Raw genomic sequence first — 25686 nt, 5'->3', positions numbered from 1 at the left:
GGGCACCGACCCGAGGCGCCGCCCGGAGTGGGAGAGCGGCTGGACACGTGTATCGGCTGACACCCGACGTCCCGAACCGTCGGTACGGGGCCGTCACCGGGGCAGGCGGAGGTGCCCGGCGGAGCTTGGTTCCCCGTACACCGTGACACTGCAAGGGGGTTGGCAGGGCCAGCAGTAGAGCTGGCCCCGGACGCGGCACACTGGGGCCCCGGCGATGGCTCGGGGCCCCACTCATGGGCCTGTCAGGCGGACGCGATGCTTTCGGGGTCGTCCGCCGGGGTGCCGACGCGGAGCCACCGATAGCCGTACGGGGGCAGGTCGACGTGGAACATGCCGTCCTCGCCTGCCTTCAGACCGGTGTGTCCCTCGTCGAGCAGGTCCGTCAGCCGTCCGCAGGATCCGGCCTCGGCCAGTTCCAGCCGTACGGTGTGAGGCTGGTCCGCGAAGTTGTGTACGGCCAGCACGGTGCCGTCACCCGCGCGGCAGACGTGCGCGAGCACGGCGTCCTGCCCCGTCGGGAGCAAACGGTAGTCACCCCAGGCCAGTTCGGGGGCCTCCCGGTAGCGTTCGATGAACAGACGCATGCGGCTCAGCAGGGAAGCAGGGTCGCGGCTCTGCTCGTACACGTTGATCTTCTGGGGACCGAACGCGCCCTCCACCAGCGGGTTGGGGAAGGCGTCCAGCTCGGCGGTGGAGAACCCGGCGGCCTTCTCCGGGGTCCACTGCATCGGGGTGCGTACGGCCTGGCGTCCCTCCGCGGCCAGGTTCTCGCCCATGCCGAGTTCCTCGCCGTAGAAGAGCACGGGCGTGCCCGGCAGGGTGAACAGCAGGCTGTAGGCCAGTTCGACGCGGCGTCGGTCGCCGTCGACCATGGGCGGGAGCCTGCGCCGCAGCCCTCGGTCGTACAACTGCATGTCCTTCTCCGGGCCGAAGGACGCGAACACCTCGGCCCGTTCGTCGTCGCTCAGTTTGTCCAGGGTGAGTTCGTCGTGGTTGCGCACGAACACGGCCCACTGGGCGTCGCGCGGCGCCGCGGGGCGGTCGCGCAGTGCGGCGGCCAGCGGCCTGGCGTCGTGGCGTGCCATCGACAGGTACATCTGCTGCATCCCGACGAAGTCGAAGCACATGGTGAGTTCGTCACCGCGGTCCGAGGAGGGGTCGCCGAAGAAGCGGGTGGTGCCGTCGTAGGGCAGGTTGACCTCGCCGAGCAGGACCGCCTCACCGTTGCGGCGGCCGAGGAAGGCACGCAGGTCGGCGAGGTACTCGTGCGGGTCGGGCAGTTCCCCCGCGTCGCTCTGTCCGTCGGTCTCCAGCAGGAAGGGCACGGCGTCGACCCGGAAGCCGGACAGCCCGAGCTGGGTCCAGAAGCCCATGATGCGGGCTATCTCGTCACGGACCTCGGGGTGGGCGACGTTGAGGTCGGGCTGCTGCTTGTAGAAGCGGTGCAGGTAGTACTGGCCGCTGCCCTCGTCGTACTCCCACAGGCTGTCCTCCGCGTCGGGGAAGACCACGCCCTGGGGGCCGTCCTTGGGGGGCTCGTCCTTCCAGACGTACCAGTCGCGGTGGGCGGACTCGCGGCTGGAGCGGGCGTCCTTGAACCAGGGGTGGTCCTCGGAGGTGTGGTTGACGACGAGATCGGCGATCACGCGGATGCCGCGGTCGCGCGCGGTGCGGACGAACTCGGTGAAGTCACCGAGGGTGCCCAGGCGCGGGTCCACGCCGTAGAAGTCCGTGATGTCGTAGCCGTCGTCGCGCTCCCGCGTGGGGTAGAAGGGCATCAGCCACACGCAGGTCACGCCGAGGCGCACCAGGTGGTCGATGCGCTGGGTGAGCCCCGCGAAGTCCCCGATGCCGTCGCCGTTGCCGTCCTGGTACGTCTCGACGTCCAGGCAGTACACCACCGCGTTCTTCCACCACAGGTCGGACGTGCGGGTCAGACGCATCGGTACTCCTTGGCCGTGGCGGGGATCGGGCGGGTCACGTCGAGTCGCGGCAGTACCTCGGCGCCGAACGTGTCGATGAACGCGGCCTGTTCCCGGCCCACGTGGTGCAGCATCACCGCGTCGAACCCCAGGTCGGCGTACTCCTGGAGCTGGGCGGCGTGCCGACCGAGGTCGGAGGAGACGTTGACCGTTTGCGCCACCTGCTCGGGGGTGACGTGCTCGCTGACGACGTCGAACAGTTCCGCGGAGTCGAGGTCCCAACTGGCCGGCGGGGCGTGCACGTTGGTCCGCCACTGGTCGTGCGCGAGGGCGAGCGCCTCGGCCTCGTCGGGCGCCCAGCTCAGGTGCACCTGGAGGTGGAGCGGTCCACGTCCGCCCGCGTCACGGTAGGCGCCGATGATCTCGCGCAGGCGTTCGCGCGGGGCGTTGACCGTGATCAGCCCGTCCGCCCACTCGGCGCACCAGGCCGCGGTGGCGGTGCTGCACGCGGCTCCCAGCAGCGGCGGTTCCTCGGGCGGCAGCGTCCACAGCCGGGCCCGGTCCACGGTCACCAGCCCGTCGTGGCTGACCTCCTCGCCCCGCAGCAGCGCCCGGATGACGTCGACGCATTCCCGCAGGCGCGCGGACCGGGTGTCCTTGCGGGGCCAACCCGCGCCGGTGATGTGTTCGTTGGAGGCCTCTCCGGTGCCGAGCGCGGTCCAGAACCGGCCCGGGTTCATGGCCGCGAGGGTGGCGATCGCCTGGGCGATGACGGCGGGGTGGTAGCGCTGGCCGGGCGCGTTCACGACACCGAACGGCACCTGGTCGGTGGCCTGGAGGGCGGCTCCGAGCCATGACCAGGCGAAGCCGGACTCCCCCTGACGCACGCTCCACGGCGAGAAGTGGTCCGAGCACATGGCGGCGGTGAAGCCCGCCTGCTCCGCGCGTACCACGGCGTCGAGCAGATCCGCGGGTGGGATCTGCTCGTGCGAGGCGTGTACTCCGTAGACAGTCATGGCGAGCGAGTACCCCCGGCACGGTTCCTCAGCGGGCGTCGACCCCACGGGTGTTGGGGCCGTCACCACTCCCGCACCGCACGATGCGCGTGGTGGGGGTGAGGGGCGCGAGAGGGGGCCTCGGGAGGTGCTCTCGGAGAACGTCCACGGCGGTCGGCCCCGGATGGGGGCCTCAAGTGGCTGCCAAGGAGATGTCCTCCGGCCGAGCGCCGCGATTCCTCAGACCCCCGGGCTCTCGCAGGTCCGCGTGTCAGGCGCTCGCGTGGCGACGGACAGCCGTCCTCCGTGGAGCCGCGTGGTGGGTGGGCCGGTCGGCGTCCTCGGACCGGTGCTGCCGCAGCCACAGGGTCGTCGCGGTCAGCAGAGCGGCGAAGACCACCAACAGGAGTACGGGCACCCACATCTGCCGACTGCCGGGGTTCTGCCAGCCTCCCCAGGCGGCCGTCGCCGCCCAGAGAAGAGCGCCCAGCGCGTAGAAGGCTCGGATGCGGCGCATCTGCCGTACCGCCCGCAGGAACTTCGAGTGATCGTTCTTCGGTGCCATGCGCAGCCGTGTACCCCCTATCTCTCCTCTCGATCAGCCTGAGGGTGACTTGTCGCAGCGGCCGGTGGACGACGACCTGCACGGCGGCGAGTGCGGGGCGGGACGGCCGCATGCCTGGTGTCCGCATGCCTGGTGTCCGCATGCCTGGTGTCCGCATGCCTGGTGTCACAGAGCGTCTTCAGGGGGATCCACCGAGATACTGACAATGAAAATGATTACCGATAACGTGTCCACGGCGCAGCCGGCCCGTCTCCTCACGGAGGCTTCATCGGGCTGTCCTGAGGTCTGAACCGCACCGCGCGAAAAGGGGAGTTGTGGCGCATCTGTTGGTGGTCGAGAGCTGGGTCGGATCGATGAGCAGGCTGTTGCCGCGGGCGATACGGGAGAGCGGGCACGAGTTCACGTTCCTCACCCGCGATCTGCACCATTACCTGCGATCGGCGCCCGAGGGAGCGGCGCACCCGCTGCTCGGGGCGCGCAACGTGATCACAGCCGACACCAACGACACAGAGGCCCTGCTGCCCGAAGTCGAGCGGCTGCACGCGGTGTTCGGGTTCGACGGCGTGATCACGTCCTGCGACTACTACCTGTCGACGGTGGCGCGGATAGCCGGGCGGCTCGGTCTGCCCGCGTCGAGCCCCGAGGCGGTGGAGAACGCCTGCCGCAAGGACGCCGCCCGCCGTGTCCTGGCCGACGCCGGAGTGCCCGGGCCGCGCTTCGCCGTGCACGAGGAGTGGGCCGACATCGCGCGGGCGGCACGGGAGATCGGCTACCCGCTGGTGGTCAAACCCGTCGACCTGTGCGCGGGCATGTACGTACGGCGGGTGGACGACGAGGAGCAACTCGCCGCCGCCGTCAGGGCGCTGGCCGACTTCCCGGTCAACGCGCGCGGGCAGCGGCGGGCACCCGTGGTGCTGCTCGAAGAACTCCTGGACGGCCCGGAGGTGAGCGTCGAGACCGTCTCTCACGCGGGCGCGGTCCACGTGGTGGGCGTGACCGACAAGAGCATCGGCGGGGCGCCCGCGTTCATCGAGACCGGCCACATGTTCCCCGCCGCCCTGTCGGCCGCGGAATCCGAGACCGCCGAACACACCGCACTCGGTGCGCTCAAGGCGCTCGGCCTGACCGACGGCGTCGTGGCGCACACCGAGATCAAGCTCACCTCCGCCGGGCCGCGCGTGATCGAGGTCAACCCCCGCCCCGCCGGGAACCGCATCACCGAGCTGGTCCGCCACGTCACCGGCATCGACCTCGCCGCCGCCTTCGTGGACGTCTCCCTGGGCCTCTCCCCCGACCTTCGGCGCACGGACACCGGGCTGCGCAGCGCCGCCATCGGCTTCCTCGTGCCGCAGACCGCGGGCGTGCTCGAAGCCCTGGACGGCAGCGGACTGCGGGACCGGCCCGGCGTCCTGGAGGTGCAGCTCGCCGAGCCCGGGAAACAGGTGAAGGCCGCGGGCAGCAACAACGAGTACCTCGGGCACGTCATGGTGGGCGATGCCGAGGGGCCGGGCGCCCGCGACCGGGTCGAGGCGCTGCTCGGCGAGCTGCGGTCCGGGCTGGTGATCCGATGACCTCCGCCACCCCGGCGTCCACTCGCGTGACGCCGCACGAGGCACTCGTCGCGCAGGTCCTCGCCGGCGAGCTCGGCCCTGATCCGGCCGCCCTGCGGATCGCGGTGGCCTTCACCACGCGGCAGGCCGTACGGCACGACGGACGCGGCAGCGGCTACCGCAACGAGGTGCTCAGCCTGCGCCTGGCGGAAGCCGTCGGCAGTTGCGCGGTCGAACCCGGCGCGCTGCCCGACCGTGCGGTCGAGGACTGCGTCGGCGCGAACGCCGCCCGGCTGCTGGAGCATCCGCTGGCGCCCGTGCGCGTGGCCGCCCTCGACGCCTACCTGATGCACGTCACCCCGCACACCGAGGACAACGGCGCCCGGCCCGTACCGCTGCCGGCCGGGACGTCGCTGGAGAAGTCCCGGGCCCGGGCGCGGGCGGTGGTCGAGCTGCTCGATCTGCCGCCGGGAGCGACGGTGCTCGTGGTCGGAGTGGTCAATTCCCTGCTGGAGGCGCTGCGGTCACGGCAACTGGCCTACGTTCCCTGCGACCTCAAGGGCGGGCTCACCGAATGGGACGAGACGGTCGTCACCGATGCGCCGGCCCAGGCCGACCGGTGTGACGCGCTGCTGGTGTCCGGGATGACGCTGGGCAACGGGACGTTCGAGCCGCTGCGGGAGCACGCGCTGCGCGAGGGCAAGCAGCTGGTGATGTTCGCCCAGACCGGCAGCGCCGTGCTGCCCCGCTTCCTGGGCCACGGGGTGAGCGCGGTGTGTGCGGAGCCGTACCCCTTCTTCTGGCTGGACGGCGGTCCTGGCACCGTCCACCGCTACCGCGCCGGCGATACGGGAGGTCCCCGGTGACCCCGACCACCGCAGCCGCCCCACCCTCCGTCGCCCGCCCGGAACTGCTCACCCTGCTCGGCCGTACGCCCGTCGCGCGCATCACCGCCGGCCTGCCGGAACCGCACCCCGGTTTCTGGGCAAAACTCGAAGGACTCGCCGCGGGCGGCATGAAGGCCCGGGCCGCGGTGTCCATGCTGATGGGCGCCCGTGAGCGCGGCGAGCTGCGGCCCGGTGCCCCGGTGGTGGAGTCCACCTCCGGCACGCTCGGCATCGGGCTCGCCTTCGCGGGCCAGGCCCTGGGGCATCCCATCGTGCTGGTCGGCGACAGTGAACTGGAGCCGTCCATGCGGCAGTTGCTGCGCGCCCACGGCGCCCGCCTGGAACTCGTGGACCGCCCGGCGCCGCAGGGGGGCTGGCAGGCCGCACGGCTGGCCCGGCTGCGGGAACTGCTCGCCCTGCTGCCCGGCGCCTACTGGCCGGACCAGTACAACAACCCCGACAACACCGCCGGCTACGCCTCCCTGGCCGCCGAACTCGCCGTCCAGCTCGACCATCTCGACATCCTGGTGTGCAGTGTCGGCACCGGTGGCCACAGCGCCGGCATCATCGGCCCGCTGCGGCGGCACTGGCCCGCGCTGCGCCTGATCGGCGTCGACGCCACCGGCTCCACCATCTTCGGCCAGCCCGCCCGGCCCCGCCTGATGCGCGGCCTGGGCAGCAGCATCCACCCACGCAACGTCGTCTACGACGCCTTCGACGAGGTCCACTGGATCGGCCCCGCCGAGGCCGTGGACAGCTGCCGCCGACTGGCGCGCGGCGCCTTCGTCAGCGGCGGCTGGAGCACCGGCGCCGCCGCCCGGGTCGCCGCCTGGGCCGCCCGCGTCCACCCCGGGGCGGTCGTCGCCACCGTCTTCCCCGACGGCCCGCACCGCTACCTCGGCACCGTGTACGACGACGACTTCGCCGCCGCCCATGGCCTCGACCCCGCCACGGCGGCCACCCGGCCCGTCGAGATCCCGCACCCGCACGCGGCCGAGGCAACCGGCTGGGTGCGGTGCACGCGAGTCGCCGACCCGCTGAAGGCCGTCCCCCCTTCGGAAAGGAACCCGTGAAGGCCAGCCGGCGCACCGTACGCCTCGACCTCACCGAGCCGCTGCGCATCTCGCGCTCCACCATGTCGGCCCGCGACGCCGTGTGGCTGACCGTCGAGCACGAAGGCGTCACCGGGCACGGTGAGGCCGTCACCAGCGTCTATTACCGCCTGGACGCCGAGTCCCTGGAAGGGCTCCTCGCTGCGGCCGGTACGAAGCTCGCCCGCTTCTCCGATCCCGAGAGCGCCCTGGAGGCCCTGCGAGCGGGTGAGTTGCCCGGTGACGGCACTCCCCCGGCCGTGACGGCCGCCGTCGAGGCGGCGCTGCTCGACCTCGTCGGCAAGCGCGCGGGCCGTCCCGTCCACCGGCTCCTCGGTGCCGTGGAAGCACCAGTCGTCGCGACCGCCCGCACCATCGGCATCACGTCCCTCGCGCACGCGTCGGCGCAGGCCCGCCGTCTCGCCGCGAGCGGCTTCGAGGTGATCAAGGTCAAGGCGGGGGCGCCCGATCCAAAGGACGATGTCGAGCGCGTCCGCGTCATCCGCGACGCCGCGCCCCGAGCCCGGCTGCTCCTCGACCCCAACGGCGCCTGGACCACGGCCCAGGCCGACGCCCTGCTGCCCCGGTTCGCCGACCTCGGTGTCGAGGCCGTCGAACAGCCCCTCGCCCCCGGCGATCCGGAGGCGCTGGGCGCGTTGGCCGAACGCTCGCCGCTGCCGGTCATCGCCGACGAGGACGCCGTGGACCTGGAGGACGTGCGCCGGCTGGCCGGGCGCGTCCAGGGCGTCAACGTCAAGCTCGCCAAGTGCGGCGGGGTGCACTCGGCCCTGCGCATCGCGGAGTTGATCGACGGCAGCGGCACCGGCCTGATGCTGGGCTGCCTGACCGCCAGCAGCCTCGGCCTCGCGCCCGCCGTCCACCTCGCCGACCGGGCCCGCTGGGCCGACCTCGACGGACACCTGCTGCTCGCCCACGACCCGTGGACCGGTATCGGCGGCGAGGACGGCTACGTACGGGCAAGTGGCCTGCCCGGGCTGGGCGTCGAGCTGCGGGAGGTGAGCCGTGCAGACGTGGCGTGAGATGCGCCGCTTCCCGCTCGCGGTCCAGCTGCTGCTGGTCAACCAGCTCGGCGTGAACACCGGCTTCTACCTCCTCATCCCCTACCTCGCCACCCACCTCACCGAGAACCTGGGCATGTCCGCCGCCGTCGTCGGTGTCGTGCTCGGCGTGCGCAACCTCAGCCAGCAGGGCCTGTTCATCATCGGCGGCTCGGCCTCCGACCGGCTCGGCGCGCGCGGTGTGATCATCGCCGGCTGTGCGCTGCGCACGGTTGGGTTCGCGCTGTTCGCGTTCGGCGACCACCTGGCCGTCCTGCTCGCCGCCTCCGTGCTCAGCGGCTTCGCCGGGGCGCTGTTCAACCCCGCCGTACGCACCTACATCGCCCAGGAGGCCGACGAGCGCAAGGCCGAGGCGTTCGCCCTGTTCAACGTGTTCGCCACCATCGGGGCGCTGATCGGGCCACTGCTGGGCAGCGCACTGCTGCTCGTGGACTTCCGCACGTCGGCCCTGACCGCCGCCGCGATCTTCGCGGTCCTCACCGTCGCGCAGGCCTTGGTCCTGCCCGCCCGGCGGGTCGAACCGAGCAAGGGCACGGTGCTCGCGGACTGGCGCGAGGTCCTCGGCAACCGCGCCTTCCTCGCCTTCGCGCTCGCCATGGTCGGCATGTTCACCCTGGAGAACCAGCTGTACCTGCTGCTGCCCGACGGCGCACGGCAGGCCACCGGCTGGGACGGCGCGGCCGGCCTCGTCTTCGTCGTCGGCACCCTCGCCAATCTCACCTTGCAGCTGCGCATCACCCGCGCCCTCAAGGAGCGGGGGAACAGGGCACGCTGGATCTCCATCGGCCTCGGCCTGATGGCGCTGGCGTTCCTGCCACCCGCCATGGTGGCCGGTGGCTCCGGTGGGCCGGACGGCACGGTGGACGCGGCACTGCGCGCCCTGCCCGTGCTGGCGGGGGCCCTGCTGCTCTACCTCGGTGTGATGGTCGCCCAGCCGTTCGTCATGGAGCTGATCCCCGGCTTCGGCCGCCCCGAGCTGACCGGCACCTACTTCGGGATCTTCTACGTCGTCTCGGGCGTCGCCGCAGCCGTCGGCAACACCGTCGTCGGCTGGGCCATGGACACCGGGAGGCACGGCGGCGCCGACTGGCTGCCGTGGGCGTGCTGCGCGCTGTTCGGGCTCGCGTCCGCGCTGGGCGTGGCCTGGCTGCGTCGGCTGGGATCGCTGCCGACACCGTCGAAGCCCCCCGTACCCGCGACCGCCTGAGGAAGGACACCGACATGACCTCGACGACGACCGCGCGTACGCACAACCTGCTCACGGACAACCCCGAGCTGTACGAGGCCCGCTTCCCCGACCCCGACCGGCTCGCCGGACGCTGGACCGAGGACTGCCTGCGACGGCACGGGGCAGGCTCGCGCGTGCTGGACATGGGCTGCGGCACCGGACGCGACGCAGCACACCTGCACTCCGCCGACCGCACGGTCACCGGCGCCGACCTCTCCGAGGCGATGCTCGCGCACGCCCGCGCGCACCATCCCGGCCCCGAGTACGTGCGCGCCGACCTGCGCGGATTCGACCTCGGTCAGGACGCGTTCGACGCCGTCGTGTGCCTGGACAGCGCCCTGCTGTACTGCCACACCAACGACGAGCTCGACGCCTTCCTGTCGTCCTGCCGCCGGGCCCTGGCCCCGGGCGGACTGCTCGTCGCGGAGATGCGCAACGGTGCCTACTTCCTGGGCCGCACCGACCTGCTCGACACACCCAGGACGGACGAGTTCGCCTGGCGGGGCATCGCCTACCGCTCCACCACCACCCTCGCCGTTGACCGTACGGCCCAACTTCTGCGCCGTACGCGCGTGTGGACCGCGGACGACGGGTCGGAGCCCGTCGAGCAACGCTCCGCATGGCGGCTGCTGTTCCCGCAGGAGCTGCGCCACCTCTTGGCCGCGCACGGCTTCGAGGTCCTCGAGCTCCACGACGGTCCCGGCCCGCGCACCGAGCCGCCGTGGCACGACGGTCTCCTTCCCGGCCGTGCCGCCGACGCCGACCGGCTGCACGTGGTGGCCCGCCTGACCCAACCCTCCTGACCGGGCCCCCCGACTCCTGACGCCCCAAACCTGACCGGGCACGTCCGCGCGTCCTGACGCCCCAGAACTGCCACCCCCGCGCCGCAATGGCGCATCCACACACCTGAGGAACCACGCATGCACGACGAATCCGCCCGCTCTTTCCCCTCTCCGGACCTGCCGTCGGCGGAGACCCCGGCCCCCTTGCGCTCGTCCCGGGGCTTCCCGGGCCTGCGCCGACGCGGCTTCCTCGCCGCCACCGGTGCCGCCTCGCTCGGCGCACTCACCCTCGCCGGATGCGGCGGCTCCGGCTCCGGCTCCGGAGACGGCGAGAGCAAGGGCGACGGCACACCGAAGCGGGGCGGCCGGCTGCGCGCCGCGTTCGCGGGCGGCGGCGCCAGCGAGACCCTCGACCCGCACCTGGCCAACCTGTTCGCCGACGTCGCCCGCGCCAAGGCCCTCTACGACAAGCTCGCCGACTACGGCCCCGACCTCTCCGCCCAACCCCGCCTCGCCGACAGGTGGGAGTCCAACAAGACCCTGGACCGCTGGCAGGTCACCCTGCGCGAGGCCACCTTCCACGACGGCAGACCGGTCACCGCGAAGGACGTCCTTTACAGCTACCGCCGCATCGCCGACCCGAAGCAGGCGTTCAGAGCCAAGGCCTCCCTGGAACCGATCGACCTCAAGGCCAGCCGCGCCACCGGCGAGCGGTCGATCGAGTTCGTCCTCAAGCGCCCGACGGCCGAATTCCCCAACGTCCTGGCCGCGTTCGGCGCATACATCGTGCCCGAGAACGCCACCGAGTTCGACAAGGAGCCGATCGGTTCGGGACCGTTCCGGTTCGTGTCGTTCGCCCCGGGCCGCTCAGCGGTCTTCCGCCGCAACGACGACTACTGGGAGGGCGCCCCTCATCTCGACGAGATCGAGTTCGTCGTCGCCAACGAGGAGTCCGCCCGCGTCAACGCCCTCATCGGCGGGCAGGTCGAGTACGCGCACGAACTCAACCCCACCACCGCCCGCGCCCACGAGGGCAAGGGACAGATCGAGATCGTGCGGCTGCGGGGCAGCGCCATGCAGGGTTTCTGCATGAAGACCGACCGGGCTCCCTTCGACGACAAGCGGGTGCGCCAGGCGTTCTTCCTCATCGCCGACCGCAAGGAACTCGTCGACGGCGCCCTGTCCGGCGCCGGGGAGATCGGCAACGACCTGTTCGGCAAGGGCTACGAGTACTACGCCGACGGCCTGCCCCAGCGCGAGCAGGACCTCGACAAGGCCCGCGCCCTGCTCAAGCAGGCCGGCGCCGAGAACCTCAGGGTCACCCTCGACACCTCGGCCGTCGCCGCCGGATTCACCGAAGCCGCCAGCATCTTCCGCGACCAGGCGAAGAAGGCAGGCGTCACCATCGACGTCAAGATGGGCAGCAAGGACTCCTACTGGAGCGACATCCTCGATGGCGGCACCCTGTGCTGCTACCGCTCCGGCGCCATGCCCATCGAGGCACACATCTCCCAGCGCCTGCTCACCGACTCCACCACCAACGCCACCAAGTGGCAGCACAAGGACTTCGACGCCCTCTACCAGCAGGCCCAGTCCACCCCCGACAAGACCGAACGCGCCGCCGTCTACGCACGCATGCAGCGCCGCCTGTACTCCGAGGGCGGCTTCCTGATCTGGGGCTTCGCGGACTGGATCATCGGAACGGCCCGCACGGTGAAGGGGGTTGAGACCAAGGCGCCCGCCAACACCATCGACTGGGCCCGCTTCGACAAGGTGTGGCTCGCGTGAGCGGACTGCGCTCCTTCGTCGCCCGGCGGCTGCTCCTCGGCGTCGCGCAGACCGTGACCGTCGTGCTGCTGGTCTTCGCGCTCACCGAGGCGCTGCCGGGCGACGCCGCCGTCGCCCTCGCCGGGGACCAGCCCGACCCTGCCCGCATCGAGGCCATCCGCGAGGCCATGCACCTGGACCGGCCGGCGGTGGAGCGGCTGGCCGACTGGGCGGCGGGCCTGCTGCACGGCGACTTCGGCACCTCCCTGGCCTCCGGCCGCCCGGTCAGCCAGTACATCGCCGACGGCTTCGGCCCCACCCTGCTGCTGGCCACGCTCACCGTCGCCCTGCTCATCCCCGTCGGCTTCGGCCTAGGCGTTCTGGCCGCCCGCCACGAGGGGCGCCTGGCGGACCGGCTCATCAGCTCCGCGACGCTCGCCGTGTACGCGGTGCCCGAGTTCGCCCTCGGCGTGCTGCTGGTGACCGTCCTCGCGATCCAGCTGGGCTGGCTGCCACCGACCGCCGTCGGCTACGGCACCGACCTGCTCGCCCACCCGGCCGCACTCGTCCTGCCCGTCCTCGTCCTGCTCGCCCGGCCCGTGTGCTCCCTGGTCCGTCTGGTACGCGCCGGCATGATCGACGCGCTCGCCTCCCCGTACGTGGCGCAGGCGCGCCGCTACGGCATCGCAGGCGCCCGCATCCGCTACACCCACGCCCTGCCCAACGCCCTCGCTCCCGCCGCCCAGCAACTCGCCCGCACCATCGACTGGCTGCTGTGCGGCGTCATCGTCGTGGAGGCGCTGTACGTCATCCCCGGACTCGGCACCGTCCTGCTCAACGCCGTCGCCGAACGCGACGTGCCCGTCGTCCAGGGTCTCGCCGTGGTGTTCGGCGTGCTCACCGTGATGCTCAACCTCGGCGCCGACCTGGTCACCCACCGGCTCGCGCCCCGGGCGGGGGTGGCCGCGTGAGGAACCTGCGTACGGGCCGCTTCAACCTGGGCATCGCGGTCATCGCTCTCCCCCTCGCCCTGGCGCTCCTCGGCCCGCTGTTCGCCGGCGAACCGGGCCCCCGGGCCCCGTCCTTCACCCTCGGCGACGGGCACTGGCTCGGCACCGACTTCGTCGGCCGTGACGTCTGGCAGCAGGTGCTCCACGGCGGTCGGCCGGTCGTACTGACGGCCCTCGCCGCTACCGCCCTGGCCTACCTCGTGGCCCTTCCCGTCGGACTGCTCAGCGCGCTCACCCACCGCCGCTGGCTGGAGGAGCTGCTGATGCGGCCCCTGGACGTGCTGCTCGCCGTCCCGTCGCTGCTGCTGATCCTGCTGGCGGCGACGGTGTTCTCCCCCGGCGCCGTCGGCCTCGCCCTGCTGGTCGCGGCGGTCAACGTGCCCGACGCGGCCCGCCTGGTCCGCGCTGCCGCCGCCGAGGCGGCCGCCCGCCCCGCGGTCGAGGCGCTGCGCATGCAGGGCGAGACGTGGTGGCGCATGGCCGTCGGCTACGTCGGCCGCTCCATGCTGCGCACCCTGGCCGCCGACGCCGGCACCCGGCTGACCGGGGTGCTGTACCTGGTCGCCACGGCCGCCTTCCTCGGCGTCGGCGTGGCCCCGGACGCCGCCGACTGGGCGGTCATGGTCGACCGCAACCGCACCGGTCTGTTCGTCCAGCCGTGGGCCGTCGTGGTCCCCGCCCTGATGATCGTCGGCCTGACGATGGGCACGAACCTCCTCTTCGACGCCGCGCTCGACAAGGGCGGGAGACAGGGCGCCCCCGCGCGCACGGCCACATCCGGAGGTGCGAGCGGCAGCCTTCGAAGCCGGACAGAGAAGGAAGCACGTCCGTGAACCACGAGAACGACACCACCCCGGATCCCGTGGCCGAGATCCGCGACCTGCGCGTCGAGATCGACGGCAGGGCGATCGTCGACGGAGTCAGCCTCAAGGCCCTGCCCGGGAAGGTCACGGCGCTGGTCGGCGCCTCCGGCAGCGGCAAGACCACCACCGGCCTCGCCCTGCTCGGTGAGTACCCGCCCGGCGCCCACGTCACCGGCGACGTACGCCTGACGGCCGACGGCCTGGTCGGCTACATCCCCCAGCACCCGGCAGCCGTCCTCAACCCCGCCCGCCGTATCGCCGCGCTGCTCACCGACATCGCCCGCGCCCAGGTCGCCCACCTTCCGCTGGGGCGGCGCCGGTCGGCGGCCCGCGAACGCGTCCTGCACGCCCTCGCCGAAGCCCAACTCCCGGACGCCGAGGACCTACTGCGGCGCTACCCGCACCAGCTCTCCGGCGGTCAGCAGCAGCGGGTCGTCCTCGCGCAGGCCCTGCTGCTCGGCGCCCGGGTCATCGTGGCAGACGAGCCCACGACCGGCCAGGACGCCCTGACCAAGAGCCGTATCGTCGACCAGCTGGCGGCCCTCGCGGCACGCGGCATCGCCGTCGTCCTGCTCAGCCACGACCTGGACGTCGTACGCGCACTCGCCGACGAGCTCATCGTCATGCGGGCGGGTCGGGTCGTCGAGTCGGGCCCGGCACCACGCGTCTTGCTCGCGCCCCAGCACGAATGGACCCGCGAACTGCTCAGTGAGCGGCCGCAGTTCCCGGCACCGGCCGGTTCGACCGGCACCGAGCGGCCCGTCCTGCGGGTACGCGACCTCACCGCCCGCCACCACGACGGCGCGCACGGCACGACCGTGGTGCTGCGCACCCCCCGCCTGGACCTGCACCCGGGCGAATGCCTGGCCGTCGTCGGCCGCTCCGGCAGCGGCAAGACCACCCTCGCCCGCTGCCTCGCCGGTCTCCACCGTGACCACGACGGAGAGGTCCTCCTCGACGGCACACCGCTGCCCCACAGCCTGCGCGACCGCAGCCGCACGCACCTCGCGGCCGTGCAGTACGTCTTCCAGGACGCGGGCGCCGCCTTCGACGAACACCGCCCCGTACTCCACCAGGTCGCCCGCACCGCGATCCGCCTGCGCGGCACCGACGCGGACACCGCGACCCGGGAAGCCCGAACCGCCCTGACCCGCCTCGGCCTCCCCGAAGACCTGGTCCACCGGCGCCCCGGTCAGCTCTCCGGCGGCGAACTCCAGCGCGCCGCCCTCGCCCGCGCCCTCCTCGCCCGCCCTCGCGTCCTCATCTGCGACGAGATCACCTCCGGCCTCGACACGATCACCCGCCGGGGCATCCTCGACATCCTTACGACACTGGTCCGCGACCGCGACGACCTGTCCCTGGTGCTGATCACCCACGACCTGGACACCGCGGCCCTCGCCCACCGCATCGCCGTCCTGGACGCCGGCGAACTCGTCGAACAGGGCCCAGCCGAACGCGTCCTGACCACCCCCGGCCACCCGTTCACCATCTCGCTCATGGAAACCACGGCACGCCTGGCAGCCGGAACGGGCACGTGACCGGTCGCCCGGTGGACGTGGTGGGACACGAGCCGACCGCGGCAGTTCATGGCGGCGTAGCACCCCACCGTGATCCACCGCCCGATGATCTTTGAAGACGGACCCTAGACCTTCCGGGCCAGCCCGGCCACGATGAGTTGCTCCCAGACCGTGAGTTCTTTCCTTTGACCGATGTCCCATGGCTCACCGTTCTCATCGGGACGCCACAACGACGCGGGAACGACGCCTGGATCGAGGATCTCCAGGCCGTCCAGCAGTGAGGCGATCTCGGCGTCGGTGCGCCACCGACCGCGGCCGAACGTCTGCTGGAGGACAGCCTCGGCCTCCGTTGTCTCCGGGTTGTTGCCCGAGCGGAAGTGGCTGATGAAGAAGTAGCTTCCCGAGGGGACGTGCCGGCGCCAGTAGCGGACGATACCGGCAGGGTCCTCGTCATCGTTGACGTGGTGGAGGATGGCGCTGAGCATGACAGCCACCGGTCGAGCGAAATCTATGAGTTCGGCGGTATCTGGGTGAGTGCGGATGGCTTCGGGGTCACGCACATCGCCCGGGACGACGCGGGTCCGTTCGTTGCTCTCCAGCAATGCCCGTCCATGGACCAGGACTTGGGGATCGTTGTCGACGTAGACCACCCGGGATTCCGGGGCGTGCCGTTGCGCGACCTGGTGAACGTTGTCCGCCGTCGGCAGGCCACTGCCCAGGTCGACGAACTGCCGGATACCGGTGGTCCTCGCGATCTCTCTGACCGCCCGGGCCAAGGCCGCCCGATTGGCAAAGGCAATGGCCACCGAGCCGGGCAGGTCGCGCTTGAACACGTCGCCGATCTCACGGTCCACCGCGTAGTTGTCCTTGCCGTTGAGCAGGTAGTCGTAGACGCGGGCGATGCTGGGCTTGGTCGGGTCGATGGGGGAGCCTTTGTACATCATGGCGGTCATTCTCCCGTCAACACCGCTTGCGCACGCCTGTTTTGAGCGCCTCCAATCACTCAAGGCAGCGCGTGGCGGGGGCCCACGCAGACGCAAAGCCAGGGTCAGCGGTCTACCATGGCCGCCCTGGAAAACCTCCGCCGCCACTACAACCCCCGCCTGTGGGCGCTCGTCGGCATCGCCGGCGGCATCCATGACGACCACGCCCGCATCGGCAACGTCATCGTCTCCACCGACGTCGTCTACTACGAAAACCGCAGTATCAATCCTCGGGGGGACACCCGCCGCCGCGGCGAACACCGGCAGGCGCCGGCCCACATCGTGCACGCCGTGAATGCCTACTTCACCGACCACGGGACGCCTGCACGCATCAACGGTCAGATGACCGCACACGCCGACGAGCAGTATGAGATCTACCCCGGGGTCATCGGGTCCGGCGAGGCCGTCATCGCCGACCGGGCCAGTGACATCCGCACCTACCTCACCGCCTACCACGAAAAAGTCCTCGCCGTAGACATGGAGGCCGGCGGCCTCAGCCAGTACTGGCAGGAGAACTCGGTCCACGGCACGGCCAATCCCGGCTGGATCGTCATCCGCGGCGTGTCCGACAACGCAGACGAGCAAAAGGGCCACAGCCACCACGAACTCGCGAGCCGAAACGCCGCCCACGTCCTCAACCGCCTGCTCCCCTACCTCTGCTGACCCATCCTGGCACCGGCACAACTACACGAGAGCTCCCCCGACCAGAGCCCCATATGAACGCCTTCCTACTTGGCATCCTCAGCTCCTGCGCCACCAGCGCCTTCTAGAGCGTCAGGGATGTCACCGGTCTGTGGAACAGCGACTTGGCCGCCCTGTTCGAGCGACGCCTCCCCGCAGGCAACTCGGTCGTTCGCTCTTGGCCCAGGTTCAAGATAACCGGATGCCTGATCACGGACACGTGGGCCGGCAGGCACGGGGCGACCGAGGGTGACGCCTGCCAGGACCAGGGCGAGTCCGCAGAGTTGCTGAATGGTCAGCACTTCTCCGGCGAGTGCTGTGCCGAACAGCACGCCGGTGACCGGGTTGAGGAGTCCTATCAGCCCCACGGTGCCCGCAGGCAGGTATCGCAAGCCGACGAACCAGGCGGTGAAGGCCAATGCGGTAGCCACCATGGCGACGTAACAGAAGGCGAGGAGCGCGGATGCGGAGAGCGTGGGCGGAGCGCCTTCCACCACCACGGCAACCGGAAGCAAGAGCAGACCCCCTGCGGTGAGCTGCCAGGCGGTCGTGGTTATCACGTCGGCTTCGCCGCCCCACCGCTTGGCCAGGATGTGCCCGAAGGACGACACGAGTACGGCCGCCGCCGCGGCAAGGATCCCCGGCACGCTTGTCGCTCCTGCCCCCGTGAGCAGCATGAGACATACGCCGCCGAGCCCGACCAGGGCACCGGCCAGGTGTGCGGCCCGGGGCCGCTCGGACACCAGGGGCCACGCAATCAACATCATCGTCAGCGGAGACACCGCCATGACTGTCGAGGCGACGCTCGCGGGCAGCAGCTGGGAGGCGGCGTAGACGAGGACGAAGAACACGCTCACGTTGACCAGGCCCAGTACGGCGGACCGCCACCACCAGGCACCACGGGGCCGTCGTCGGCGGAAGGCCAGTAGGGCGAGGCCGGCGGGCAGCGCTCGCAGGGCAGCCCCGTACACCGGGCTGTCCACCGGGAGGAACTCACGGGTGACGAAGTAGTTGGACCCCCAGGCCACCGGCGCGACTGCGGTCAGCACAACCCAACGGACATTAGCTTCCATGGAAGACAACATAGCTTCCCGGGAAGTTAATATGGGGGTCATGGACAACCGGCAACCCGTGGACCGCGTAGCCCGCATCCAGGAAGAGTGGCGCCGCGAACGACCTGAGGTCGACATCACGCCGCAAGGAGTGATCGGCCGACTCCACCGTCTGGCAGACCACCTCAGTGAGGAACTCCGCCTCGTCTACGCCCGCTACGGCCTGAGCGAGGGAGAATTCGACGTCCTGTGCGCCCTGCGGCGCGCGGGCGAGCCGTATGAACGGGCACCCGGCGAGCTCGCCGCGCACACCATGGTCACCACCGGCGCGATGACAAAGAGGATCGATCGCCTGGAGCGAGCCGGACTCGTCACCCGCCGCCGGTCCAACGGCGACCAACGGGGCCGAATCGTCGCCCTTGCCAGACCCGGACTGGAACTCATCGACCGCGCGTTCACCGACCACATGCACAACGAGCGGCGCCTGCTCGATCTCCTGTCGCCCACCGAGGCCTCGGCACTCGAAACGCTGCTGACGGCATGGCTCTCCCGCATGGAGCATCCGCACCCTGCTGGCGGCGACTGATCAACTGCCTCACACCGCCACAGAAGCACGCCCTCAATCTCCGCGCCTTGGCCACCCACCAGGAGGTGCGGGTCGCGATCGTCACCTGGATCGAACCGACCTACCACCGGTGCGACGGCAACGACAGCAGTCCCGTTGGCCGTTCTGAGGACGGAAGGCAAGCGGCAAGCCCCGGATCATGCGTCTTTCGGGCCGTCTGCCGCCGATGGCGAATCATGCCCCGGTGCGATGGGCATCATGGCGGCACGAGAGCAATTCCGTGGCACTTCAGGGGGATGTCATGGCGCGATCGACGGCCGATCTGGACGGTTATGCGTTAACTGAAGCAATCGATCGTGCGCATGGTTGTCTGCGGCGGAATTTCCGGTCCGGTTCCGGGGCGGCGGGTTGGTACCACTACCTGGATGATCCCCTTCCAGGGATCACCGCATCAGCTGTCGGGCTCTTCACCTTCAGCGTTCCCGGGGTCGTGTTCGAGAGGGCTCCTGACGTGCTGGCCTATTTGATCGGCCAGCAGACCCACCCGGGAAATCCGCACAGCGGTGGCTGGTCTGTGCGCACGACCAACGGCTTTCCCATCCTCGAGGCCACGGCATGGGTGGTCCGTGCGTTGAGCAGGCCGGACGTGGGACTGCTCAGCGGCGGTGCGAGTGTGCGGCGCGGTGCCGAGTGGATCAGGGACAACCAGAACGTCGACTGCGGCTGGGGATCGTACGCCGGGCAGCCTTCGCGTGTGTTCCACACCGCGCTCGCCGTTCTGGCGCTCGACGAGTGCGGCGGGGACCGGGCCGCGCTGGCCCAGGCGCAGCGCTGGCTCATCGACGCCCAGAACCCCGGGGTGCCCGCCTGGGGCCCGCTGCCGGATGCTGAGCCCACGCTGGTCCACACGAGTTGGGCCCTCATGGCTCTGACTCGCATTCCGGGCGCGTTGAGCGTCAACACCATCCGTCGCACTACGGAGTGGTTGCTCGAGGGGCTGAGCCCCGGGACCCACGTCGAGCGCAGCACCACGGTGGAGGAGTACGACGTGCCGTTCGCGCAGGCCGGTGCGACCGCCGTCTTCCAGAACTCATTGCCGCACTTCGCGGGGCCTCTCGCGATCAGTGCTCTGTTGTCGGCGGGTGTGGTCGATCCGCTTCAGCCGAAGGTCTTCGAAACGCTCCAGGGAATACTCGATACGCAGCAGGAAAGCGGGGTGTGGGAACTGCCTCGCAGTCCGACCCGGCCGTCCATATGGGCGATCTGGCCGTTCGTCAACGCTCTGGCGCTGGCCAGGTCGACCATCCTCACGACGCCGAACAGCAGGGCGTCGCTGCTCTTTCCCGGTTGTGTGATCGTGCAGAACGAAGACGTGGGGCGGCGCTTCTCGCGAGGTCTGCTGGTGCGGAGCATTCTGCGGGACTGGATCCGGACGAAACGCCTGACTGCCATACTGTGGTTGGTTTCCGTCGCGGCCACGGGTATTCCGCTAGGACTGTTGATCAGCGGAAGCCTGTCTTTGTCGGAATTCCTGATGTCGCTCATAGTTCCGCTACTACTCATGCTTTTCGATTATCTATGGCAACGGCGGCACTCCCCCGGAGTGGGGGCGGGGCCGTGAGGAGGGATGCCGACGGACCCTGCGAGCTGTGTGACGAGGTGCGCTGGAGTGGGAGCGCGGCGACCGGTGACCCGCGTCTTCCTGGATTGGACGACGCCTTCTCCCGGCTGGTGATGCGCACCAGGGCCGCTGACGTCCTGTCCGGGTTGGGCTGCGTGGTGCCTGGATACGCACTCGTGGTGCCTCACCATCACGCGCTGAGCGTAGGCGAGTTACCCGGAGGTGAACGCACCCATGTCTTCCGCACGGCATGGGGAGCCGCAGAGCTGATACGTCGTACCTTCGGCGGGGCCGTGGTCCTCGTGGAGCACGGCTCCTCCGGCTCACGCGAGGGAGGCGGCGGCTCGTGCGTCACCCACGCGCATCTCCACCTGTTCCCGCTTGAGCATGGCATGGACCCCGAGTCGTTCGTCCCTCCCGGAAGTCGACGCATCACCACTTCGGCGGGCTTGGCGGCCGCGGCAGCGCGGCACAGCAACTACTACTACTGCTCCTGGAAACAGGACGAGGGCCATCTCTTGATCGATCCGAAATTACCTTCGCAGTACGCACGACGCGTGTGGGCCGGTCTGCTCAACGAGCCCGACCTGTGGGACTGGGCGGCGTTCCCCTTCCTGGGCAATGCCCGCTGGACCACCGCGGCCTTGCAAAAGGCGCGGCAGGCACAGCCTCTGGGGCCCATGGAGGAAACCGTGCTCGCCTACGACAGCGCGGCCGAGTCCTACGCCCGCCGGACGGCTTCGTTCGCACCGGGCTCCGCCCTTCCCGGCGAGATCGACGAACTGGCCGGTACCGTCGACGGTGTCGTACTGGATGCGGGGGCCGGTGCCGGACGCGACGCACTCCGGTTCGCGCAGCGGGGAAAGCATGTGCTGGCATTGGACGCCAGTGGGTCACTGCTGTCCCACGCGCCGGTCCACGACCGGACCCTGCCGGTCCTGGGTGACGTGCGGAGTCTGCCCCTTCCCGCCCACTGCGTGGCCGCGGTCTGGTGTTCGGCCGTGCTGCTGCACCTTCCGTCGGAGGACTTTCTACGGTCGTTGCAGGAGTTCCATCGTGTACTGCGGCCCGGGGGGGTCGCGCAGGTCTCGGTCAAAGAGGGAGAGGGGCATGTCGCGCTGCCGATGGCCGGTGACGGGTCGCCTCGGCGGCACTTCTACTTCTACCGGGTCGACCGTCTCCGGAGCCTGGCGGACAAGAGTGGCTTCGAGGTGCTCAGAACCTGGTCGGAGGACGAGTTGGACTCCTCCTCAAACGTCCAGCGCTGGATCAAGGCTCTCCTGAGGAAGCCGGCGTGATACCGCACCTGCACCTGCATCTGGAGCCAGAGGAGCGCAAACGCCGGGCAGTGGGCCTGCCGAGTCGGCGTCCCCGTTCCAGTGCGGCGTTCTTCGACGCCCACCGGGTCGACACACCGGACCGGGTCCGGGTCAGCGGTCACGATCTCGGACGGTTCCTGCGGGACGTGCATGCCGAGCACGTCGCCCAGGGGGTCGACTACGTCGAACTGCGCGTGTCGCCCAGGCGCTTCCTCACCGACGGGCTGTCGCTGGAGGACGTCCTCGGCATCACGCACGGAGTGCTTGACCACCTACGTGACCCGTATGTACGAGCCGTGCTGCTGCTGAACCGGGACTGCCCTGACGAGACGCTGGAGGAGTGCGCAGCAGCGCTGGCTCGCCTGCCCTCCACCTTCGTCGGCGTCGATCTCGCCGGGGACGAGAGAAGGCACCCGGATGTCGACCGCTTTCAGACGTTCTGCTCGGCGGCGCGTTCGGCCGGTCGTGGAGTGACGGTCCACGCCGGCGAATTCGGATCCGATCGGCACATCTGGTCGGCCTTGGACCGACTGGGTGCGCAGCGCATAGGCCACGGCATCGCCGCCGCGTCGAGCAAGGCGCTCATGGACCGCCTGGCACGCGACCACATACACGTCGAGGTCTCGCTGACCTCCAACGAGGCACTGGGCGCAGTACGGGACATCGAAGAGCATCCCGTACGGACGATGATCGAACATGGTGTGCTGGTCTCCTTCAACGCCGACGTGCCGCTCCACACCGGACGGTCATTCCCGGCGGAGATCTCCACGGCCGCGGAAGTGCTTCACTGCACGACCAGTGAGGTCCTCGCCCTGCAGAAGCGAGCGCTGCCGTTCTGCTTCACCGAGTTCCCCATCGATTGACCCCTTGGTCTGGATCTGCGTACCGAGCACGGTCCCAGGTCTCACGGGCAGCCCACCCTCCGAGCGGCCGGGGGCACCCCGGGAGGGGAAGCCGACGCCCAATTGCGGCGCGTGGCGCGTCCGGTGAGGGTCGGCCACGCTGCCGCGCAGGCCGGTGTTAGCCTCATGCGGCTGTGCTTGGGGGGACGGCCGGGGGGCCGGGGACTTTCCACCGTTCATGTGACGTGCGCCTGTTGGGCCATCGTCGTCCCGTCATGCTCTGCCTTTGTCCCGACCAGAGGCCCAGGAGCCGACGTTGACCAGACCTACCACTACCCGCGGGGTCATAGCCGCGATCGCGGTCCTCGCCGCGACCGCCGCAGGGATCACCGGCGCGGCCACCGCCTCCGCGGGCACCACCCTGGCGGCGGAGAAGGTCTTCCAGTCCAACCGTTACGCCCCGCGCGTGGACCGGATCCGCAGCGCGGGGCCCACCGGCTATCTGCACGCCCAGGAGGGTCGTTCCGGCTACCTGTGGACGTCGTACGCCACGGGCGCGACGACCGAACTGGGTAACCTGCCCTCCCTGGACATCCCCGGGTACCTGGGTTCGTCGTCCGACGTCGTCGCCGAGGTCGTCCCGCCCACCAAGAAGGTCGTCCTCAAGGACATGGCCGCCGGGACCAGCACGGACGTCGTCCTCACCCACGGCACCTACCAAGCCGCCTTCGGCACCCACGTGCTGACCCAGGCGCGGGACACCGACGGCAACCGCACGCCGTGGCTCTACGGTCCGGGCGCGGCCGCCGAGGGCACCCCCGTCGAGGGATGGCCGACCGGCGTCACCACCAACTTCACCGTCCTGGGCGGAGACAGCACCACCGCAGTCCTCACCTACGCACCGCCGAACGGCATGCAGCACCTGATGCTGGTCGACCTGGCCACAGCGAAGGTCACCGGCGACGTGACCCTGAACGTCGTGCCGACCGGTGTCGCGTTGAGCGCGGACCGGCTGGTCTGGTGGTCCGGCCTGTGGTCCGCCCACGTCCTGGACCGCGCCGACCTCTCCGCCCCCGGGACGGCGCTGAAGCTGCCCGGCACGGAGGGCACCCCGTCCGTGGGCATCGCCGGGAACTGGCTGCTGGTGGCCCGTTCCGTGCCGGCGAGCCCGCAGGACTGGGTCGACAAGTCCGGCGAGCGGCTGATGGCCATACCCCTGACGGGCGGTGACCCGGTCACTCTGCTCCGGCACGCCAACACCTCCCTCGTCACGACGCCCGACGGCGGTCTGCTGGCCGTGGGCGGCACCGACTCCGGCGACTGGGCGGTGCGCCGGTTCGCCGACACGGGGGCGGCCGCCCCGACGCCGACGAAACTGACCGCGGTACCGCCGGTCGCCGCGAGGATCGACCGGCTGTCGCTTCAGAACGGCATGCTGGCCACCGACGAGGCCGACGCCAGTTTCATGGGCGCGTACTACACCCGGCCGATCGCCGCCGACGGCACGCCGGGCGCACCCACCTGGCAGGCCTGGGACGGCAACAACGTGGGCCCGTACGCCACCGGGGACGGCCGCGCGGTGACGTTCACCGCCGACTCCGACCCCACCGGCGGCTCATACGTCCAGTCGGTCTTCAAGAACGACGTGGCTGGTTTCTTCCGGGTGCCCTCCGCCTCCGGAGCCCTCCTCGACGTCACCGGCCGCTACGCGATCGTCAACGGCGCCTCCCCCGCCAAGCAGTACATCGGCGACCTCGGGGTGTACTCCGACCTCCAGCCGATCGTGACCCGTTCGGTCACGGCCGCCTCCGTCTGGGGCACCAAGGTCTGGACGCCGGGCTCCAGCACAGGTGTCGTCACCGCCAAGGACCTGAAGACCGGCGAGGTCACCGACACGATCAGTACCGGTGCCCCGTGCGTGGCCAAGGACCTTCAGACGGTGGGCCGTTGGATCTACTGGTCCTGCGGCCCGACCTCGACGGCCGGGGTGTGGGACCGTACGGCGAAGAAGAACATCACCGTCCCGTCCGGCGAGGCCCTGCTCGGCGACGGCTATGTCGTACGGCACGACACCGCGGCCGGCGCGCTCCTGCTCACCTCCTTCGCCGACGGCACCGCGGCCACCCATAAAATCGGCGATCTCGCGGCGGGCGGTTCCAGCCGGCGCGGGGTGACCTGGACCGTGGACAAGTTCGGCGGTCCCGCGGCCTACGTCGACGCGGACCGGCGGATCCACCTGGTGCCCAGCGGGACCGCCACCCAGGCGCTCGGGGTGATCGAGTCCGAGGTGACCTCCGAATACGGCCGCGACTGGTCGTGGCAGTGGCGCGGGCTGCTCTCCAAGCCCGCCGCCTCCTGGAAGGCCACGCTCACCAGCAAGGCTACCGGCGCGGTGGCCCGTACGTTCTCCGGCGGGGAGGTGTCGGGCAACCTGGCCGTGCGGTGGGACGGTCGCGACGGCAAGGGCGTGTACGTCCCCAACGGCACGTACACCCTCAAGCTGACGGCCCCGCCGGCCGACGGGTCAGGGCCCGCGCTGACCGTCACCAAGACGGTGCGCGTGTCCCAGGGAGCCGCCGTACGCCGCGACTTCATCAACTACGACACCTGGACGCCCGACGGCATCGGCGACGTGATGACCCTCAGCCCGTCCGGTGTCATCAGCTACCGCCCCGGCAACGGGACGGGGGGCCTCGACAAGGCCATGTCCGCCTCGGGCTGGCCCTCCTCGGTGACCCTGGTCCCGTTCGGCGACCTGAACGGCGACCGCCAGAATGACGTCCTCGTCCGGTTCAGCAGCGGTGAGCTGAGGGTGTACCGCACCTGGCAGGGGCAGGTGTTCGGCACGGACACCCCGCGCACCTCGCTCGGCAACGGCTGGAACCAGTACGACGTCCTGACCTCGCCGGGAGACGTGAACGCCGACGGGCGGCCCGACCTCATCGCCCGCAACAGCTCCACCGGCGCCGTGTACCTCTACAAGGGCACGAGCGCGGGCAAGCTGTCGGCGCGGGTGAAGCTCTACGACAACTGGAAGACGTACAAGAAGGTCGTGGGCGTCGGCGACTTCAACGGCGACGGCCGCGGGGACCTGTTGGCCCAGGACAAGTCGAACACCCTGTGGCGCTACGACGGGAACGGCACCGGTGGCTTCAAGGCTCGGGTGAAGGTCGCCGCGAACTGGGGCTCGTCGTACAACGTCGTCGTCGGCGTCGGCGACCTCACCGGCGACGGCAAGGCGGACATCATCTCCCGGGACACCTCGGGCACGGTGTGGCGCAACAACGGCGACGGCAAGGGGTCGTTCGGGGCCCGTACGAAAATCGCGACCGGGTGGCAGGGATACAAGGGCGTGTTCTGACAGGGC

General features: G+C 70.6%; 21 protein-coding genes. 16 read left to right on the top strand and 5 right to left on the bottom strand.

Annotated features, from left to right (window positions below):
• Positions 1–242 precede the first annotated feature (242 nt).
• The 3 genes from ACZ56U_RS05395 to ACZ56U_RS05385 form a co-directional block, all read right to left on the bottom strand.
• A complete protein-coding gene (locus ACZ56U_RS05395) occupies positions 243–1943 on the bottom strand; it encodes an alpha-amylase family protein (RefSeq protein WP_469082699.1) in 1701 nt (566 codons plus the stop codon).
• Positions 1934–2938: a TIGR03885 family FMN-dependent LLM class oxidoreductase gene (locus tag ACZ56U_RS05390; protein WP_469082698.1), complete on the bottom strand. Its 1005-nt coding sequence runs from the start codon at positions 2936–2938 to the stop codon at positions 1934–1936. The genes ACZ56U_RS05395 and ACZ56U_RS05390 overlap by 10 nt, the downstream gene beginning before the upstream one ends.
• A 250-nt stretch (positions 2939–3188) precedes the next feature.
• Positions 3189–3482 carry a hypothetical protein gene (locus ACZ56U_RS05385; RefSeq protein ID WP_469082697.1) on the bottom strand — a complete coding sequence of 98 codons (294 nt, stop codon included), beginning with the start codon at positions 3480–3482 and terminating at the stop codon, positions 3189–3191.
• Between the two features lie 314 nt (positions 3483–3796).
• On the opposite strand from ACZ56U_RS05385, the gene ACZ56U_RS05380 reads away from it, so the two are divergent.
• The 10 genes from ACZ56U_RS05380 to ACZ56U_RS05335 all read left to right on the top strand — a co-directional run bounded on the left by ACZ56U_RS05380 (position 3797) and on the right by ACZ56U_RS05335 (position 15277).
• Positions 3797–5053, top strand: a complete 1257-nt coding sequence (locus tag ACZ56U_RS05380) for an ATP-grasp domain-containing protein (protein WP_469082696.1) — start codon at positions 3797–3799, stop codon at positions 5051–5053.
• Positions 5050–5898, top strand: coding sequence for a Rossmann-like domain-containing protein (locus ACZ56U_RS05375; protein WP_469082695.1), 849 nt, complete (start codon positions 5050–5052; stop codon positions 5896–5898). The genes ACZ56U_RS05380 and ACZ56U_RS05375 overlap by 4 nt, the downstream gene beginning before the upstream one ends.
• Entirely contained in the window at positions 5895–6992 is a 1098-nt protein-coding gene (locus tag ACZ56U_RS05370; RefSeq protein ID WP_469082694.1) for a PLP-dependent cysteine synthase family protein, read from the top strand. The genes ACZ56U_RS05375 and ACZ56U_RS05370 overlap by 4 nt, the downstream gene beginning before the upstream one ends.
• Entirely contained in the window at positions 6989–8050 is a 1062-nt protein-coding gene (locus tag ACZ56U_RS05365) for a dipeptide epimerase (protein WP_469082693.1), read from the top strand. Before ACZ56U_RS05370 ends, ACZ56U_RS05365 begins: the two co-directional genes overlap by 4 nt.
• The gene (locus ACZ56U_RS05360; protein WP_469082692.1) at positions 8034–9296 is read left to right on the top strand and encodes an MFS transporter; all 1263 of its coding nucleotides are present in this window, start codon (positions 8034–8036) and stop codon (positions 9294–9296) included. The genes ACZ56U_RS05365 and ACZ56U_RS05360 overlap by 17 nt, the downstream gene beginning before the upstream one ends.
• Before the next feature lie 14 nt (positions 9297–9310).
• On the top strand, positions 9311–10120 hold the full coding sequence (locus ACZ56U_RS05355; protein WP_469082691.1) for a class I SAM-dependent methyltransferase: 810 nt from the start codon (positions 9311–9313) through the stop codon (positions 10118–10120).
• A 117-nt stretch (positions 10121–10237) separates the two neighbouring features.
• Entirely contained in the window at positions 10238–11887 is a 1650-nt protein-coding gene (locus ACZ56U_RS05350; protein WP_469082690.1) for an ABC transporter substrate-binding protein, read from the top strand.
• Positions 11884–12837 (top strand): ABC transporter permease, encoded by a 954-nt coding sequence (locus ACZ56U_RS05345; RefSeq protein WP_469082689.1) that lies wholly within the window; start codon positions 11884–11886, stop codon positions 12835–12837. The genes ACZ56U_RS05350 and ACZ56U_RS05345 overlap by 4 nt, the downstream gene beginning before the upstream one ends.
• Entirely contained in the window at positions 12834–13709 is an 876-nt protein-coding gene (locus tag ACZ56U_RS05340) for an ABC transporter permease (protein WP_469082688.1), read from the top strand. Before ACZ56U_RS05345 ends, ACZ56U_RS05340 begins: the two co-directional genes overlap by 4 nt.
• Positions 13706–15277, top strand: coding sequence for an ABC transporter ATP-binding protein (locus ACZ56U_RS05335; protein ID WP_469082687.1), 1572 nt, complete (start codon positions 13706–13708; stop codon positions 15275–15277). Before ACZ56U_RS05340 ends, ACZ56U_RS05335 begins: the two co-directional genes overlap by 4 nt.
• 104 nt (positions 15278–15381) lie before the next feature.
• Here ACZ56U_RS05335 and ACZ56U_RS05330 read toward each other — a convergent pair whose 3' ends face one another.
• Positions 15382–16209 carry an SAM-dependent methyltransferase gene (locus tag ACZ56U_RS05330; RefSeq protein ID WP_469082686.1) on the bottom strand — a complete coding sequence of 276 codons (828 nt, stop codon included), beginning with the start codon at positions 16207–16209 and terminating at the stop codon, positions 15382–15384.
• Between the two features lie 108 nt (positions 16210–16317).
• Here ACZ56U_RS05330 and ACZ56U_RS05325 point away from each other — a divergent pair, with 108 nt between their 5' ends.
• Positions 16318–16902, top strand: coding sequence for a phosphorylase family protein (locus tag ACZ56U_RS05325; protein WP_469082685.1), 585 nt, complete (start codon positions 16318–16320; stop codon positions 16900–16902).
• Positions 16903–16967: 65 nt separating this feature from the next.
• Here ACZ56U_RS05325 and ACZ56U_RS05320 read toward each other — a convergent pair whose 3' ends face one another.
• A complete protein-coding gene (locus ACZ56U_RS05320; RefSeq protein ID WP_469082684.1) occupies positions 16968–17993 on the bottom strand; it encodes a DMT family transporter in 1026 nt (341 codons plus the stop codon).
• 40 nt (positions 17994–18033) lie between these two features.
• On the opposite strand from ACZ56U_RS05320, the gene ACZ56U_RS05315 reads away from it, so the two are divergent.
• From ACZ56U_RS05315 to ACZ56U_RS05295, 5 genes are all read left to right on the top strand, one after another.
• On the top strand, positions 18034–18558 hold the full coding sequence (locus tag ACZ56U_RS05315; protein ID WP_469082852.1) for a MarR family winged helix-turn-helix transcriptional regulator: 525 nt from the start codon (positions 18034–18036) through the stop codon (positions 18556–18558).
• A gap of 280 nt (positions 18559–18838) precedes the next feature.
• A complete protein-coding gene (locus tag ACZ56U_RS05310; RefSeq protein ID WP_469082683.1) occupies positions 18839–20158 on the top strand; it encodes a prenyltransferase/squalene oxidase repeat-containing protein in 1320 nt (439 codons plus the stop codon).
• 293 nt (positions 20159–20451) lie between these two features.
• Complete coding sequence (locus ACZ56U_RS05305) at positions 20452–21456, top strand: class I SAM-dependent methyltransferase (RefSeq protein ID WP_469082682.1); 1005 nt, start codon at positions 20452–20454, stop codon at positions 21454–21456.
• Positions 21453–22340: an adenosine deaminase family protein gene (locus ACZ56U_RS05300; protein ID WP_469082681.1), complete on the top strand. Its 888-nt coding sequence runs from the start codon at positions 21453–21455 to the stop codon at positions 22338–22340. Before ACZ56U_RS05305 ends, ACZ56U_RS05300 begins: the two co-directional genes overlap by 4 nt.
• A gap of 295 nt (positions 22341–22635) precedes the next feature.
• Entirely contained in the window at positions 22636–25680 is a 3045-nt protein-coding gene (locus ACZ56U_RS05295; protein WP_469082680.1) for an FG-GAP repeat domain-containing protein, read from the top strand.
• The last annotated feature ends 6 nt before the right edge of the window (positions 25681–25686 follow it).

This window comes from Streptomyces sp. NPDC034103 (assembly GCF_055575395.1).
Note: the sequence above shows the minus strand (reverse complement) of the source record. Positions and strands in the feature narration are given on the sequence as shown.

Coding starts and splice junctions, on each gene's coding strand:
- ACZ56U_RS05375 (WP_469082695.1), top strand. CDS start 5,050: ATGACCTCCGCCACCCCGGCGTCCACTCGCGTGACGCCGCACGAGGCA.
- ACZ56U_RS05315 (WP_469082852.1), top strand. CDS start 18,034: ATGGACAACCGGCAACCCGTGGACCGCGTAGCCCGCATCCAGGAAGAG.
- ACZ56U_RS05330 (WP_469082686.1), bottom strand. CDS start 16,209: ATGACCGCCATGATGTACAAAGGCTCCCCCATCGACCCGACCAAGCCC.
- ACZ56U_RS05355 (WP_469082691.1), top strand. CDS start 9,311: ATGACCTCGACGACGACCGCGCGTACGCACAACCTGCTCACGGACAAC.
- ACZ56U_RS05325 (WP_469082685.1), top strand. CDS start 16,318: ATGGCCGCCCTGGAAAACCTCCGCCGCCACTACAACCCCCGCCTGTGG.
- ACZ56U_RS05310 (WP_469082683.1), top strand. CDS start 18,839: ATGGCGCGATCGACGGCCGATCTGGACGGTTATGCGTTAACTGAAGCA.
- ACZ56U_RS05350 (WP_469082690.1), top strand. CDS start 10,238: ATGCACGACGAATCCGCCCGCTCTTTCCCCTCTCCGGACCTGCCGTCG.
- ACZ56U_RS05395 (WP_469082699.1), bottom strand. CDS start 1,943: ATGCGTCTGACCCGCACGTCCGACCTGTGGTGGAAGAACGCGGTGGTG.
- ACZ56U_RS05385 (WP_469082697.1), bottom strand. CDS start 3,482: ATGGCACCGAAGAACGATCACTCGAAGTTCCTGCGGGCGGTACGGCAG.
- ACZ56U_RS05390 (WP_469082698.1), bottom strand. CDS start 2,938: ATGACTGTCTACGGAGTACACGCCTCGCACGAGCAGATCCCACCCGCG.
- ACZ56U_RS05320 (WP_469082684.1), bottom strand. CDS start 17,993: ATGGAAGCTAATGTCCGTTGGGTTGTGCTGACCGCAGTCGCGCCGGTG.